The sequence below is a fragment of the Streptomyces sp. CA-106110 genome (assembly GCF_050936285.1).
In the GTDB taxonomy this organism is placed as follows: Bacteria; Actinomycetota; Actinomycetes; order Streptomycetales; family Streptomycetaceae; genus Streptomyces.
In genome coordinates this window covers 11335941-11350700 of record NZ_JBNJNB010000001.1, presented here as the reverse complement: position 1 = coordinate 11350700, position 14760 = coordinate 11335941, and the positions used below count along the sequence as shown (strand labels likewise).

The following is a 14760-nucleotide window of genomic DNA, read 5'->3' as shown; positions in this document are numbered from 1 at the left end:
AGTGCCGGCTATGCGGCGGTGATGCGGGCGACGGCCCGTCGCGTCAGTTCACGGTCGTGAGGTGAGCCGTCCAGGGCGCGGTGCAGGGTCAGTCCCTCGATCAATGCGTCCAGTTGACGGGTGGTGTCTGCGTCGAAATGCTGTTCGAGCAGGTGACGACTGCGGCGCATCCACTGTTGGGTCAGCGCCCGGTATTCCGGGTGGCGAGCGGCGAGGGTGTAGAGCTCCTGGGCGAGGATGAGATCGCGGCGAGGCCCTTCAGAAAGGGTGTGAATCAAGTCGGTGACGGCTTCACAGGCCTGCTCGCGGCTGCCTGCCCGGCTGAGGTGTTGCTCGAAGACGGCCACGATGTGGTCGGCGAAGCGTGTGAAGGCTTGGCGTAGCAGGTCGCCGATGCCGGTGAAGTGGTAGGTCATCGACCCGAGGGGCACCTCGGCGCGGGTGGCGATCTTGCGGTGGGAGACGCCGGCGACTCCCTCGTCGGCGATCAGATCGAGTGTGGCGGCGAGGATCCGTTCGCGCCGCTGCGGGTCGATATGTCCGGTGGCCATTGCAGTTCCGGGCTAGAGGTTGCGCACAGAACGGGCGGGGTTGCCGACGGCGACGATGTTGGCGGGCACGTCCTTGGTGACCACTGCGCCGGCGCCGATGACGGCGTTGTCGCCGATAGTCACTCCGGGGCACACGATGACCCCGCCGCCAAGCCAGACGTTGTCCCCGATGGTGATGGGCCGCGCGGCTTCGAGCTTGTCGCGTCGGGGCCCTGGCTCTACGGGGTGGGTCGGAGTGAGGAGTTGAACGTTCGGGCCGATCTGGCAGTCCTCGCCGATGTTGATCTGAGCGACGTCCAGCGCCGTGAGGTTGTAATTGATGAAGGTACGGGCCCCGATGGTGATGTTGCTGCCGTAGTCGACGTAGAGCGGCGGCCGTACGTCGACGCCCTCGCCCACCGAGGCCAGGAGGTCGGACAGGATCGGCCTGGCCCCGTCGGCGTCCTCCATGTAGGCAGCCTGGTAGCGGGCGGCCAGTTGGATGGCGCGCTGCTGTCGCCTGGCGATCTCCGGGTCGTCGGCGATGTAGAGGTCGCCCGCGAGCATGCGCTCCACGTTGGTGCGCGGGTCGTCAGCGAAGTAGTCGGGCAGCATGTGTACGATCGTACACTCTCGAATGTGCGAACGTACACCCTTCCTGATCGCGACGTTCGAGCTTCTTCGATCCGCGACGCCCTTCGGGATGATCCGCGGCGGCAAGATCGACGCGGCCGTCCTCGGCGCGATGCAGGTCTCCGCCACAGGAGACATCGCCAATTGGATGATCCCCGGGAAGATGGTCAAGGGAATGGGCGGGGCGATGGACCTGGTGCACGGCGCGAACAAGGTCGTCGTCCTGATGGAACACGTGGCCCGGGACGGCAGCTACAAGGTCGTCGAGGAGTGTTCCCTGCCCCTCACCGGCAAGGGGGTCGTCCAGCGGATCATCACCGACCTGTGCGTCCTGGACGTCACCACCCAGGGCCTGCGCCTGGTCGAGCTCGCCCCGGACGTCACCGTCGAGCAAGTCAGGACCAAGACCGAACCCATGGTGCTCGAGGCGGGCGCCGGCGAGCTGAGCATCGTATGAGCCGTCGTACCAGGGGTCGGGACAGCGGTACGGGTGACTGCCATAGGAGGGATCCGGCGCGAAGAAGCACCGCCGGGTGACGGCGATGCCGGCGAGCGTCGACCCGCGACGACGGCCGACCCGGTCGTGCTCGCGCTGCTCTTGCCTCAAAAGGCCAGCTCTTAGCGGTGCCCCGACACCGTCGCCGACACGGTCGGTCCTTGCCGTGAACTCGCAGGTCAGGCCACCTCCACAGCCAGGGTGCCCGCTCGACCCGGTGCAGATCCAGAATAGGGTCGACCGATCCACCCAGGCTACGAACCCGCAGGTCAGATGCCTTTAAAGGCTGGTTCGAGGATTGCCACGCACTCCACGTGCGAAGTCATCGGGAACAGGTGGACGGGAAGGGGCTCCGACCAGACACTCGCGCTGACGTCGCGATCTCCGGAAATCGCTTCTTCGCCGGATGCGCCGGCGATCCAGAGTGTCCGTCATGACCTAGAGCGTGTGCCGAGTTGAGATCACGGTTTTGGCTGTTTCGCCGTCCCGGCCGGGCCGGGACGGTAGACAGGCGAGATGACCCGGGGTGATCTCACAGACGACGAGTGGACTGTGCTCGAACCCTTGCTACCGCTGGGCGAACGCGGCCCCATTCCCGACCTGCGCAGGCTCGTCAACGGCGTGATGTGGCGGTTCCGTACGGGCAGTCCGTGGCGGGACATGCCCGAGCGGTACGGACCCTGGTCCACCGTCTACGGGCGGTTCCACCTCTGGGCCAGGTCCGAGGTCTTCCAGACGCTGATGGAAGCGGTGATAGCCGAGGCCGCCGCGCGCGGTCAGGCAGACCTCGACCTGGTGAGCGTGGACTCCACCGTGGCCCGGGCCCACCACCACGCCGCCGGGATGGCCGTCGATGCGGAGTTGCTCGAAACCCTGGAGAAAGCGGTCGCGGAGGAAAAGGGGCTTCGCCAAAGGGACAGAACGCCCCGGTAGCCGAGCCGGACGAGCAGGCGGATGCCGCCCGCGAGGAGCGACGGCGCCTGCGCCGACGCCGCAAAGCCCGGCTCCGCGCCGCAGAACTGGGGCGCTCACGCGGCGGGTTGACCAGCAAGGTGCACCTGTCGGCGGACCGCCGCTGCCGCCCGCTGTCCTTCGTACTCACCCCCGGCCAGGCCGCCGACAGCCCCCGCTTCACCGCCGTCCTGAAGCGCATCAAGGTACGGGGCCCGGTCGGCCGGCCCCGTACCCGTCCTGCCGCCGTGGCTGCGGACAAGGCGTATTCCTCCCGCGCCAACCGCGCCTACCTGACGCTATGAGGGCCGGGCCCCCTTCCGCGCCAGCCCGGTGGATGCTGTTTCCGGGGGTCCATACGAGCTCGGGAAGGAGGCCCGGGATGTCTGTCTACGTCGGAATCGACGTGCATCGCAAGAGGTCGCAGATCGCCATCGCCGACCAAGGCGGTGGGATCAACGTGAACAGGAACGTGCCCAACGGGCGGGTGCCGGTGCTGGGGGTGATCGGGGATCTCCCCACGGGCACACCGGTGGCGTTCGAGGCCGCCTTCGGCTGGGGCTGGCTGGTCGAGCTGCTCCAGGAGCACGGCTTCGAGCCGCACCTGGTGCATCCGCTGCAGTGCAAAGCCATCGCCTCGGCCCGGTTGAAGAACGACAAGGTCGATGCGGCCACCCTGGCCCAGCTGCTGCGCGCCGATCTGTTGCCAGAGGCCTGGATCGGCCCGCCGTCGGTCCGGCAGCAGCGGGCCGTGCTCCGACATCGGGCCCAACTGGTCCGGTTGCGGACCCTGTTGCGTAACCGGATCCATGCCGTGTTGGCCGATCACGGCTGTGACCGGGGAACCAGCCGCAGCTGCTGGAGCGGTCCCGGCCGCCGCTGGCTGGAGCAGCTCCCGCTGCCCGCGTCCTCCCGCACAGTGATCACCGACCTGCTGGAGCTGATCGATGCCGTCCAGGTTCCCATCGACCGGCTTGACGCTCGGCTGACGGCCGAAGCCAAGAATGACCCGCGGGTGAAGGTCCTGACCACTCTGCCGGGAGTAGGACCACTCACCGCTCTGGTCCTGCTGGCTGAGATCGGCGACATCCGCCGCTTCCCCTCGGCCCGCAAGCTCGCTTCCTGGGCTGGGCTCACTCCCACCGTCCGCGGCTCGGACCGCACCGTCCGCTACGGCCACATCTCCAAACAGGGCGACCCCTGGGTGCGCTGGATCCTGAGCGAAGCGGCCCAGACCGCCAAACGATCCCCGCAGTTCGCCGCCTGCTACGAGCAGATCGCCCATCGCCGCGGCAAGAAGATCGCCACGATCGCGATCGCCCGCAAACTCCTCACCCGCACCTGGCACCTGCTCGTCGAGTACGAAGCCGACCAGCACGCCACCCGTCCCGTCGGGGAGGCAGCGCTGAGCCAATGACAGTCACACTTCCCCTTCCGAGAGGTTGCCGACCCCGGGTGCGCTCGCGTCAGCGCATGAGCCGGCCCCGCCGTGCTCGACTACCTGAATGAGCAGCCCGGCCCCCGGACTAGGGTCATGGCGCCGGCCCGGCGACGGTGCACGGAGCCGAATGGGTGCGTGTGAGACTCCTCCGCCCGACCTACCCCCGGGGATCATCGACAGCCCTCGACCGAGGAGACACGGGCTCCTCCACCCACCTCCGGCACCAGCCCCGAGCATGCCGGGCCAGGTTCCAGTCTGCTCTTGACAAGCCCGGCCCTCATGGGTGCGCTGACGCGGCCACGCGCACACCATCCCGGAGAAGACCGATCAGCAGCGGCACCGGCGCAACCGTGCTCGGCGTGGCGGGCGGCCGCCAGGGTTCGACCGGGAGAGCTACCGCCGCCGCAACATCGTCGAACGCTGCATCAACAAGATCAAGGAGTGGCGTGGGCTCGCCACCCGCTACGACTGTGAGCCCAGTCAGCTACCTCGCCGGACTCCACTTACGCGGCGCGGTCATCTGGCTCCGCAGCCTCACATGAAGATCTCAACTCGGCACAGGCCCTAGTAGGGCTTGGTTATCTTGGGGGAAGGAGGGCGTGTTGGCCTCGCGGAGGTGAGGGCCATGACTCCGCAGGAGCTCGTGGAGGCCCAGGACCGGTTGGCGGCGTTCGCGGCCGAGGTGTTCGCCCCGTTGGGACGGTCCGACCAGCGGCGGTGGGGCGAGCGGTATGTGCGCGGGCTGCTCGGTGCGGGCCGCCGCAAGTCGATGGAGCCGATGGCGGCCCGGCTGGGGGTGGACCGGCAGGGCCTGCAGCAGTTCCTGGCCGACGCCCCGTGGTCCCATCAGATGGTGCTGGCCGAGCTGGCCTGGCGCATGGAGCCGGTCATCCGCCCGGCCGCCTGGGTGATCGACGATGTGTCCTTTCCCAAGGACGGCCACGCCTCGCCCGGCGTGGCCGCGCAGTACTGCGGGGCGCTGGGCAAGACCGCCAACTGCCAGGTCGCCCCGAGCGTGCACCTGGTCACCGACGCGGCCTCCTGTCCGGTGAACTGGCGGCTGTTCCTGCCCGAGCAGTGGGACGTGACCGCCGCGCCCGCCGAGGACGCCGACCAGGTGGCCAAGCGCCGCCGCCGGGCCCACATCCCCGACGAGGTCTGGCATGTCGCCAAGTGGCAGCTGGCCGTCGACATGGTCGACGAGCTGCGGTGCTGGGGGCTGGACCCGCCGCTGATCGTGGCCGACGAGGGCTACGGTCAAGACGGTGCCTTCCGGCTGGCGTTGGAAGAGCGCGGCATCGACTACGTGGTCGGGGTGCGTTCGGACACCGCGGTGCTGCCCGAGACCGCCACGCGTACCGCTCCGGCCTGGTCGGGCACCGGCCGGCCCCCGGTGCCCCGCTACCGGCAGGCACCCACCTCGGTGCGCACGCTGGTGCAGGACGCCGGGCACGGCGCCCTGCACCGGGTGACCTGGCGGCAGGGCTCCAAGGGCCCGTTGCGCTCGCGGTTCGCCGCACTGCGGGTGCGCCCCGCCGGAGTGCGGCTGCGCCGGGCGCACCCCGGCGAGGACCTGCCGGTGTGCTGGCTGCTGGCCGAGTGGCCCGCCGGCGAGAAGGAGCCGACCAAGTACTGGCTCTCCACGCTGCCCGCGGACACCCCCCTGCGGCACCTGGTGCGCTCGGCGAAGCTCCGCTGGCGGGTCGAGCACGACTACCGCGAGCTGAAGACCGCCTTGGGGCTGGGTCACTTCGAGGGCCGCACCTGGAACGGCTTCCACCGGCACCTCACCCTGGCCTCGGTCGCCCAGGCGTTTTGCACCCTGGAGCGACTGTCCCCGAAAGCGGCGGCCACGGCCTGACGACCTACCAGGTCGTGGCCGGACTGCAGGTCCTGCTGGCCTGCTGGGCCGGGCGCTGCCCGCTGTGCCGGACGCCGCTGCCCCCACCCAGACACACCAAGCCCATCCCAACCTAACCAAGCCCTACTAGGACCCGAGGCTGGCCGGGCTGGACACCGGCCGCCCACCGCTGCGCCCGGTCGCGAGAGAGTCCGTCCCCTCCCTGGCGGCATCCGGGCCGTCGAAGGCCGGGCGCCGGAGCCGTACCCATGCGGCAGAGCACTGCCGCCCCGCCCCGTGAAGGGGACGGGGCGGGGCGAGAGCGTCACACCGGCTGGAAGCCACCGATCTGGGGGGACTCCCCACCCACTCCCAGCTTCGCGGCGGTCAGTTCGACGCTGCCCTTTCCGGTGGGGTGGGTGGAGGTGCCGGGCAGGACCCAGACCGCGCCACGGTAGTGGTCCTCGCCCGGGGCGCCGACGACGACATCCGGGTGGCCGTCCCTGTTGAGGTCGCCGACCGCGAGGGTGGTGCCGAACCCGTCGCCCTGTGCCGAGGTCCCGGGCACCGACACCGTCTCCTGGGAGAGCTGGTACGAGCCGACACCGGGCGTGCCCGTCTTCTTGCCCGGGATGACGACGACGACCCCGGCATTGGCCTGGTTGTTCTGTGTCTGGCCAGGGACGCCGACGACGATGTCGGCGAGGCCGTCCTTGTTCAGGTCGGCGACGGCGACGGCGGTTCCGAACCCGTAGTGCGTGTGCGACGTGCCGGAGACGTCGGGCGTGTCCTGGCTGATGTGCACCGGCTTGGCCGCGAGGCCCTGTGGGCCGCCGCACCAGAGCGTGAGCTCTCCACCCCTGTGGCCGCTCGTGCCGGTCCTCGGCTCGTCGGGGTCGCCGACGACGAGGTCGTTGTAGCCGTCGCCGTTCACATCGCCGACAGCGGTGGTCGTGCCATCGGTGGAGAGGGGGACGTGGCTCCCGTCGCGGGGGTCGATGTACACCAGGCCACCGCTGTACCCACCGGCGCGGATCGAGGTGACGATCCTCTCGGCCCGTCCGTCGTGGTTGAAGTCGCCGTGGTCGACGACCGCCGCCGACCCGGTCTGGGGGTACAGCGCTGCGACCCTGGCCGAGCCGGCGCGTGTGAAGGTGCCGCTGAACTCGATCGACCCTGCGTACCCGGCTACCAGCACGCGCGCGCCGCCGCTGTCGCGTACCGCGGCGACGTCCAGACCGTACCGGCCGTACGAGCCGCGGGGCACCGGCAGTGTGCTCGCCGCGGACAGGCCGCTCTTGCCGCCCCACAGAACGGTGACCCTGCCGGCGTCTTTGGCGCCGCCCAGATCCTCGTCGGGCGCACCGACGATCAGGTCGCTGTAGCCGTCCTTGTCCAGGTCGACGAAGGCCGTCGAGGCACCGAACCCGTCACCTGTCTCGGCGCTGTCCGGCACCTTCGCGGTGTTTTGTGTGATGACGACCTTGCGCGAGGCGGACACCCCGCTCTTGGAGCCATAGAGGATGACCACCGCGCCCGCGCCGTCCTTGCCTCCGACCTTGGCCGTGGGCGCCGGAACGACCAGGTCCCGGTAACCGTCCCCGTTGAAGTCCGCCGGCGCGGCGATCGGCTTCGCCACAGCATCGACGGGCATCAGGAGCGCGCCCGCCACGCCGGCCGCAGCCACCCCGACTGCGACCCCGAGCCTGGCGCTTCGCGTCTTCCCCATCTTCCCCACCCTGATTTTCCTTCGGTCGCACAGTCAGACGGCAGGAGTGTAGAGAGTCGGGGTGAAGCACGGGACACCACGCTGGGCCCTGGCTCGGGTCGCACGTTTTGCGGGCGGACCCACCGACGCACGTAGAGCGGTGAGGACGAACACCTACGCAAGGTCGTCGACAGCAGCCTGAGCAGCGAGACAACAACACGAATCAAACCTCAGTAATTACTCAGTCCTGGGGGAACTTCAGGCAGGGCGTGTCACACCTTCAGGTTGTGCCTTGTCAATTAGTGAGGCAGGAGGTGACGCGAGGAGTGCGTCATCCGCCAACGTCAAGAAATTGAGGACATACCCATGAACCCGAACGGCGAGTTCGCCAACGCCGAGATCATGGCCACCCTCACCCCGAGCTCCGACCTGCGAGCCCCATCGCAGCGTGCGCGCGGGGAAGTCGCCGGCCGTGGACACCGGCACGGAGACCCGAGCGGCAGCAGCGCGGATCGCGTCGTCGAGGAGCGCGACCGTGGCCCAGGCCGGTGGGGACGTGTCGGGACCGTCCGGACCATCCAGGCGCACTACGGCGTGGAAGTGCACGACCCCGCGAGCCCGTGAACCGGGCACACCCGGTACCGGTCAACCGACCGGAGCACCTACGAGCCCGCCCCGAGCGATATCGACGAGGCACCGTCATCCCTGCACCACCGGACCTCATCCAAGGTCCGACAAGACCCCGGAGGCGCGCGCCGGACCTGTCCTGCCCTGACTGAATCGGCCGCGCCTCCGGTCCCCTGGCTGCCCATACGGGCGGGCGCTGAACACAGGCTTTGAGGTGTGGCCTCATGCGTATCAGGTCGATCACAGGAGTCTGCCAACATCGACCAATCGCCCCCGTGCCTCGGCCGATCGTTCACTGGGGTCCGGCGTCGACCGCTGCTGTTCATGCTTGCTGGTGTCAGCCGCTGGTGTCAGCCGCAACACCGCTGCGTTTAGCCGTGAACGGCCTGGTCAAGGGGGTTGAACGAGGCAACGGGACGCTTGAGGATCAACGATCGGCGAAGAAAGTCGATCAAGCTTAGGAGTCCCGTTGCAGGAGAAGTCTGTCATCACCCGGACCGTCACGGCAGCCGGAGGTGTGTACGCCCCGGGGCACTTGGGCGAGTTGACCCGGATCGTGGACTTCGACCTGGTGGACGCGGTCCTGGAGGAGACCGGAACCCGCGAGAAGCGGCTGCGGCTGCTGCCGTCGCGGGTGGTGGTCTACTTCGTGCTCGCGTTGGCGTTGTTCGAGTCCTGCTCCTACCGGGACACCTGGGGCAAGCTGGTGGCCGGACTGCGGGGACTGCCCCTGGTGCGGCCGTGCACGTCCTCGCTGTCGAGGGCCCGGCGCCGGGTCGGGTCCGGGCCGCTGAAGCTGCTGTTCGAGACCCTGGCCGGGCCGGTCGCCCTCCCGAGGCAGGCCGGCGCGTTCTACCGGGCACTACGGACCGTGGCCGTCGACGGCACCCACCTGCACGCCCCCGACGACGAGCAGATCACTTGGCGCTATGCGAAGCGGGCCGGGGGCACCCTGGAGTTCGGCTACCCGCTACTGCGTCTGGTGGTTTTGGTGGAGTGCGGCACCCGGGCCTTGCTCGCCGCCGCCTTTGGACCCGAGAGCGAAGGCGAACGCGCCTATGCGCAGCGGATGTTGACTGCGGTGAACTCCTCGATGCTCCTGCTGGCCGATGCCGGTTTCGACGCGGTGGTCTTCCTCCACGCGATCCGTGAGCGCGGCGCGCAATTCCTCATCCGTTCCTCCTCCAGCCGCATCCCTACCCCGGTCGGGCACCTGGGCGACGGCTCCTACCTGGCCCGTCTCGGCTACGGCGTGCTGCCCGCCCTGATACGCGTCCGCGTCATCGAGGCCGAAATCACCGTCACGCTGTCCGACGGCACCGTCCGCACCGAGCAGTGGCGCCTGCTCACCAGCCTCCTCGATCCCGACCGGTATCCCGCTGCCGAACTCGTCCGGATCTACCACGAAAGGTGGCAGGCGGAGACGACCTATTTCTCGATCAAGGCGACCCTGCTCGACGGCCGTGTCCTGCGCTCACACAGCCTCGACGGCATCGACCAGGAGGTCTATGCCCTCCTCACCGCCTACCAGGCCCTCGTCCGCGCCGCTGCGGACACCGTCTTCACCCGCCCGGGCCTGGACATGGACCGGATCAGCTTCACCGTCCTGCTGACCACCGCTGGCGACCTCGTCACCACCGCCACCGGCATCCTCCCCGACCCCGGGCCCGCCGATCTGGCCGGGCAGCTCGGCACCGCCGTCCTTCACGCCCTGCTGCCCGCCTGGCGCAAGTCCCGCGTCAAGGCCCGCACCCGCAAAAACCCCACCAGCAAGTACGGACCGAACGCCGGACAACACCCCCAGAACGCCCAGACCTACACCGTCCACGCCGAGATCACGTTCTTCGAAAACGGCCTTGCGTCCCGCTCACGACGCTAAACGCAGCAGTGTTGGTGTCAGCCGCCGCACGCGATCTTGACAAGGGCTGTCTCATTCGGCAGAGTCCCGCGGCTCACTTCGGAAGCGTGGAGGCCTCGCCGACGGCGGCGAGCAGTTCGAAGGGGAGCTCTCGATCGACTTGGCCGATGGTGAGCCCGAGCCAGCGACCAGTAGACGGCACCTGCCACATCTGCATGCTCCCAGCAAGCATGCACAGGGAGCCCAGGGGCTCGGGCGCCTCCTCGATGTCTGGGTAGTCCGGGTTGTCGAGCCCGAGATAGGGCCACAGATCGACCACGGTCGGACTGCCCCAACGCCCAGCCAGCATCCTGACCAGCACGGTGAGGTCTGCCTCCAACTCTTCCTCGGCCGCCGTAAACGTCTCCGGACCAGGAGCGTCCCAGAAGTCCCGGCTCCACCGGAGAACAGCGATGTGGTACCCGGGCCCGCCCCATCCGTGTTGCGTCTTCGACTGGCCTTCCTGTTCGGGGAACGGCAGAGCGATCAAGGCATCGATGATCGACAGTTGCTCCTCAGCGGAGCTTGCGGACCGGGGCTGGATCGGCATGGCCGGAGTGTAGGGCTGGTGACAGCTGTCGTGCCCAGTCGCACCCCACTAGCAAGATCGCGATCTACAGCCGAAGAAGTGAAGGGCCGGGTATCTGACCTGCGGCTACGCAATCGATCAACGCTGCGACCTGTGGCTCCGCCGTCGTTGGTTGTCAGCGTTGGTCGTTGTTGAGCACCCTTCGACGACCCGGAGACGGCCCCGGGAATCCATACCCGGGGCCGTAGCTAGTTTGGAAGACGCCGTATGCGGGTCACGACCGTGCTGGGCCATGACGATGTTCCCTCAGGGCACAGAGAGGGGACGGTTCACTTCCCGCTGTCCTCGGCGAGGGTGTGGGCGACAAGGGCGTTGGCGTGGCCGTGGCCGAGTCCGTGTTCGGACTTGAGCCAGGAGACGAGTTCCATGTGCTTCGTCAGGGCCGACGAACGTATGAGGTCCTTCCACTCCGCTATGGGGCGGCCGTACTTCTTTTCAATCGAAGGGAAGTAGCTGGCAGGACCCTTCACGGTTTCAGTCATGTCGTCAGTGTCCCATCGCCGCGTGTTGAGTGGATGTCCGCTCGATATGACCGGAGAGGAAGGATGAAATAATCGGTTCGATGCAAGTGACCTGAGTCACGCCCCTGCTAGGTCGGCGTAGCGGCTTTGGGCTGGAGTTTCAATGACCCAGTCAAGCGCCCGCGGGTGACCGGGCCGCCGACGCCGGAGTGCGTGCCGCAGCCAGAACCGCACGGGCGTGTATGGAGTCGAGGCCCAGTGTGCCGACGCCGTGAACGCCTGCAGGGCGCCTGGGCAGTACTCGCACAGGTGGGAGCGGAGCCGATTTGGAATGCCCGCACCTCGCGCATACGGAGCCAGGCGTTCGCTGCCGACGTGGGTATCCCAGGCGCGAAGCTGGCACCGGCAGCACAGGGTGCTCTTGCAGTGCGCGTCGTGCTCAGCCGTGCCGGCGCGGCCCTGGTTCGGTTGCTGCATCCTGGTCACCACCTATCCACGTCTTCACGCCGCAGGTGGCTACCGAGTGCGTGCCACTTGGCAGGTCCCGGACGGGCCAATGGGTAGGCAATACGGGAAGCTTCGACTCCTGGCCCGTGAGCTGGATGAGCTCCACCTGCTCTGTGGTGAACGGGCCGACGGCTGCCTGGGTCTCGCCGAGTGCCCAACCCGCATCAATGCTCAGGTGCCAGCGGGTCTTGTCGGCCACCCAATCGGTCACATACCCGCAGCGGTAGCCCCCAGCCGACGGCAGCCAGGTGCCGGGATCTTGGTCGGCCCTGGAGCAGTTTGAGGCGGCGGACATCGCGCTCAACGCCTGTCGTCCCCGAGGTCAGTGGCGTAGGCCTGACCGGGAAGGTTCGCCGGGCCGGTCGTCCGTGCGGTTGCATGCACGGTGACGTCCGCTCCGACTGCTGGGGTGTGGTGGCTGAGCTTGCCCGTGTGCGCAGATTGACCGACCAGGAGGGGCAGAAGCTGCAGCAGATCGTGCGCCGGGGCAGCACCAGTTCGGTGCGCTACCAGCGCGCGATGATGATGCTGGCTTCGGCCGGCGGCAACCGGGTGCCGGTGATTGCGCAGTTGTGCAGGCCAACGAGGACACCGTCCGGGATGTGATCCACCGGTTCAACGAGACCGGCCTGGCCTGCCTGGACCCTCGGGGGGCGGGAGGCCGTCCCCGCCTGCTCAGCCCTGACGACGAGGATTTCGTCGTGCAGACGGCCACCACCCGCCCCACCGAACTCGGCCAACCGTTCACCCGCTGGTCGATCGCAAACTCACCACCCACCTGCAGAAAGTGCACGGCCGTGTCATCCGGATCGGCCGCGAGGCGTTACGGTGCCTGCTCGCCCGCCGCGGCGTCACCTTCCAGCGGACCAAGACATGGAAGGAGTCACCCGACCCGGAGCGCGACGCCAAGCTGGACCACATCGAGGAGGTGCTGGAGCGTTTCCCGGACCGGTATTCGCGTTCGACGAATTCGGGCCGCTCGGCATCCGGCCCACCGCCGGGTCATGCTGGGCCGAGCAAGGCCGGCCCGAACGGCATCCCGCGAACTACCACCGCACCCACGGGGTGCGCTACTTCCACGCCTGCTACTCGATCGGCGACGACACCCTCTGGGGCGTCAACCACCGCAAGAAGGGCGCCGCGAACACGCTGGCCGCGCTGAAGTCGATCCGGACCGCCCGCCCGGACGGCGCCCCGATCTACGCGATCCTCGACAACCTGTCCGCCCACAAAGGCGCCGACATCCGGCGCTGGGCGAAGACGAACAAGGTCAACCTGTGCCTCACCCCGACCTGTGCGTCCTCGGCCAACCCGATCGAAACCCACTTCGGACCACTGCGACAGTTCACCGTCGCCAACTCCCGCCACCGCAACCACACTGCCCAGACGCAGGCCCTCCACGCCCACCTGCGCTGGCGCAACGCCAACACCCGCCACCCAGATGTCCTCGCAGCTCAACGCCGTGAACGTGCCCCGATCCGCAGCGAGAAGGGCATCCGCTGGGGCGGCAGGCCCCTCCACGTCGCAGCCTGACCCACCCAGGCGAAGCCCATGCGTGACAGCATCAGCTTCGGCTGCGCATCATCGACATCAGCAGCCCGTGGGTCTCGTCGTCGGCGGCGACCACAAGCCCACGACCCGCCTCGCCAATCGGGGCACCGTCGATCCCGGTGACAACGCAGCCAGCAGCCCGGCACAAAGCGATGCCGGCCGCGAAGTGCACGCTCCTGGAGAGGTCGCCGCCATCGGTGACATACGCGGCGCGCTTGCCGGCAGCGACCCAGGCCAGCGCCAGCGTCGTGGATACGACGCGCGGCCGGAAACGTTCGACAAATTCAGGGTGGGCCAGCAGATCCACGGCCCGGAATCCGGGCGCACTCGGGAACGGCGGATCCAGGTTGACGTCCACCAATCGGGTAGCGGGCGTGGGCGTCAGTAGTGCGTCGTCGGCCCCGTCATGCCGCACCCAGGCGGTCTTTCCATCGGTGAAGAAAAACTCGCCGCTGAACGGATCGGCCACCGCCGCGGCCCCATCGCGCAGCGCCACGTTGACGGCCACCAGCATGTTGCCGACGGCGTAGTTCAGCGTGCCGCACAGGGGATCCACCAACCATTGGCGCACAGCGTCGGCGGCGCCCTGCTGCCCGCCTTCCTCGCCGAGCACCGCGTCATCGGGCCGTGCGGCACGGATGACGCCGAGGATCGCTTTCTCGGCCTCCACATCGGCGGCGGTGGCAAAGTCCCCGGCACCCTTGTCGATGCGGTTGAGACGCTGGCCGTACATGTTGCGGACCACGTCCGCGCCGGCCCGCGCCCCGGCTATCGCGACTGCAGCATCGTCGGAGCTCGCGTATGAGTTGATCACGCCGTGCAGACTATCGAGGCGAAGCCATCGCCCCGGCGAACCTTCCCGGTCACAGCACGAGCTGAGGGTTGTACCGCAACTGATCTTGGCATGAGGGGGACTGGTCAGCACCGGATCCTGGGGACCACTGGGGCCCTCCGCTACCACGGTCGCGTCGTTCTCGTGGACTGTCCGGTTTGATCACTCGGTGTGCAAGGTGGCCCAGGGTGCGGCGGGTGGAGGGTGGATCCGCCTGGGGATATGAGCGGCGGAATCCCCTTGCTATGGTGCGCCGATGTCAGCGATCAAGAAGTTTCAAGTCACCTTTGACTGCGCAGAACCTGAGCGCCTCGCTCGCTTCTGGTGCGAGGTGTTGGGGTACGTCGTACCGCCGCCACCGGAGGGGTTTGCCACTTGGGACGATTTCAATCGTTCGCAGCCACCTGAGCAGCGGGATTCATGGTTCGCCTGCATAGATCCCTCAGGCGTGGGCCCGCGACTGTACTTCCAGCGTGTCCCCGAAGGGAAGGCCGTCAAGAACCGGGTGCATCTTGATGTGCGGGTCGGCACCGGTCTCGTGGGTGAAGCGCGTCTCGCCGCACTTGAGGCCGAATGTGCGCGACTGGTCCCGCTCGGCGCGGTACACGTGCGAACGCTGTATGACGGCAATGATGCGTGCATCCCGATGCTGGACATCGAGGGCAACGAGTTCTGTATCGACTGACCATTCTCCGAG

The 14760-nt window shown here is 68.2% G+C and carries 11 protein-coding genes and 4 pseudogenes; 8 read left to right on the top strand and 7 right to left on the bottom strand.

The window, feature by feature from the left end:
* Nucleotides 1-8: 8 nt before the first annotated feature.
* Both ACQEXA_RS52380 and ACQEXA_RS52375 read right to left on the bottom strand, forming a co-directional pair.
* A complete protein-coding gene (locus ACQEXA_RS52380) occupies nt 9-551 on the bottom strand; it encodes a TetR/AcrR family transcriptional regulator (protein WP_432922211.1) in 543 nt (180 codons plus the stop codon).
* 12 nt (nt 552-563) lie between these two features.
* Nucleotides 564-1145, bottom strand: a complete 582-nt coding sequence (locus ACQEXA_RS52375) for a sugar O-acetyltransferase (protein WP_432922214.1) — start codon at nt 1143-1145, stop codon at nt 564-566.
* Between the two features lie 70 nt (nt 1146-1215).
* On the opposite strand from ACQEXA_RS52375, the pseudogene ACQEXA_RS52370 reads away from it, so the two are divergent.
* The 5 genes and pseudogenes from ACQEXA_RS52370 to ACQEXA_RS52350 all read left to right on the top strand — a co-directional run.
* Nucleotides 1216-1620 (top strand): annotated as a pseudogene (locus ACQEXA_RS52370) (CoA-transferase); the annotation flags it as partial.
* 555 nt (nt 1621-2175) lie between these two features.
* On the top strand, nt 2176-2592 hold the full coding sequence (locus ACQEXA_RS52365; protein WP_432922217.1) for an IS5 family transposase: 417 nt from the start codon (nt 2176-2178) through the stop codon (nt 2590-2592).
* An 86-nt stretch (nt 2593-2678) separates the two neighbouring features.
* Nucleotides 2679-2915, top strand: a pseudogene (locus ACQEXA_RS52360) (transposase); the annotation flags it as partial.
* A gap of 77 nt (nt 2916-2992) precedes the next feature.
* A complete protein-coding gene (locus tag ACQEXA_RS52355; RefSeq protein WP_432920626.1) occupies nt 2993-4027 on the top strand; it encodes an IS110 family transposase in 1035 nt (344 codons plus the stop codon).
* 649 nt (nt 4028-4676) lie between these two features.
* On the top strand, nt 4677-5912 hold the full coding sequence (locus ACQEXA_RS52350; RefSeq protein ID WP_432937488.1) for an IS701 family transposase: 1236 nt from the start codon (nt 4677-4679) through the stop codon (nt 5910-5912).
* A gap of 304 nt (nt 5913-6216) precedes the next feature.
* On the opposite strand, the gene ACQEXA_RS52345 is transcribed toward ACQEXA_RS52350, so the two are convergent.
* Together ACQEXA_RS52345 and ACQEXA_RS52340 are read right to left on the bottom strand one after the other, a co-directional pair.
* Nucleotides 6217-7620 (bottom strand): VCBS repeat-containing protein, encoded by a 1404-nt coding sequence (locus tag ACQEXA_RS52345; RefSeq protein WP_433133576.1) that lies wholly within the window; start codon nt 7618-7620, stop codon nt 6217-6219.
* Between the two features lie 395 nt (nt 7621-8015).
* Nucleotides 8016-8214 (bottom strand): annotated as a pseudogene (locus tag ACQEXA_RS52340) (replication initiator); the annotation flags it as partial.
* A 481-nt stretch (nt 8215-8695) separates the two neighbouring features.
* On the opposite strand from ACQEXA_RS52340, the gene ACQEXA_RS52335 reads away from it, so the two are divergent.
* Nucleotides 8696-10105 carry an IS4 family transposase gene (locus ACQEXA_RS52335; protein WP_433133574.1) on the top strand — a complete coding sequence of 470 codons (1410 nt, stop codon included), beginning with the start codon at nt 8696-8698 and terminating at the stop codon, nt 10103-10105.
* Between the two features lie 73 nt (nt 10106-10178).
* Here the strand turns inward: ACQEXA_RS52335 and ACQEXA_RS52330 are convergent, their stop codons facing one another.
* Nucleotides 10179-10673, bottom strand: a complete 495-nt coding sequence (locus tag ACQEXA_RS52330) for a hypothetical protein (RefSeq protein WP_432922260.1) — start codon at nt 10671-10673, stop codon at nt 10179-10181.
* 308 nt (nt 10674-10981) lie between these two features.
* Nucleotides 10982-11194 carry a DUF4287 domain-containing protein gene (locus ACQEXA_RS52325; RefSeq protein WP_359401446.1) on the bottom strand — a complete coding sequence of 71 codons (213 nt, stop codon included), beginning with the start codon at nt 11192-11194 and terminating at the stop codon, nt 10982-10984.
* A 900-nt stretch (nt 11195-12094) separates the two neighbouring features.
* Here ACQEXA_RS52325 and ACQEXA_RS52320 point away from each other — a divergent pair.
* Nucleotides 12095-13213, top strand: a pseudogene (locus ACQEXA_RS52320) (IS630 family transposase).
* 31 nt (nt 13214-13244) lie between these two features.
* On the opposite strand, the gene ACQEXA_RS52315 reads toward ACQEXA_RS52320, so the two are convergent.
* Entirely contained in the window at nt 13245-14045 is an 801-nt protein-coding gene (locus ACQEXA_RS52315) for an inositol monophosphatase family protein (RefSeq protein ID WP_432922250.1), read from the bottom strand.
* A 274-nt stretch (nt 14046-14319) separates the two neighbouring features.
* Between ACQEXA_RS52315 and ACQEXA_RS52310 the strand changes: the two genes are divergently transcribed.
* The gene (locus ACQEXA_RS52310) at nt 14320-14748 is read left to right on the top strand and encodes a VOC family protein (protein WP_361006217.1); all 429 of its coding nucleotides are present in this window, start codon (nt 14320-14322) and stop codon (nt 14746-14748) included.
* The last annotated feature ends 12 nt before the right edge of the window (nt 14749-14760 follow it).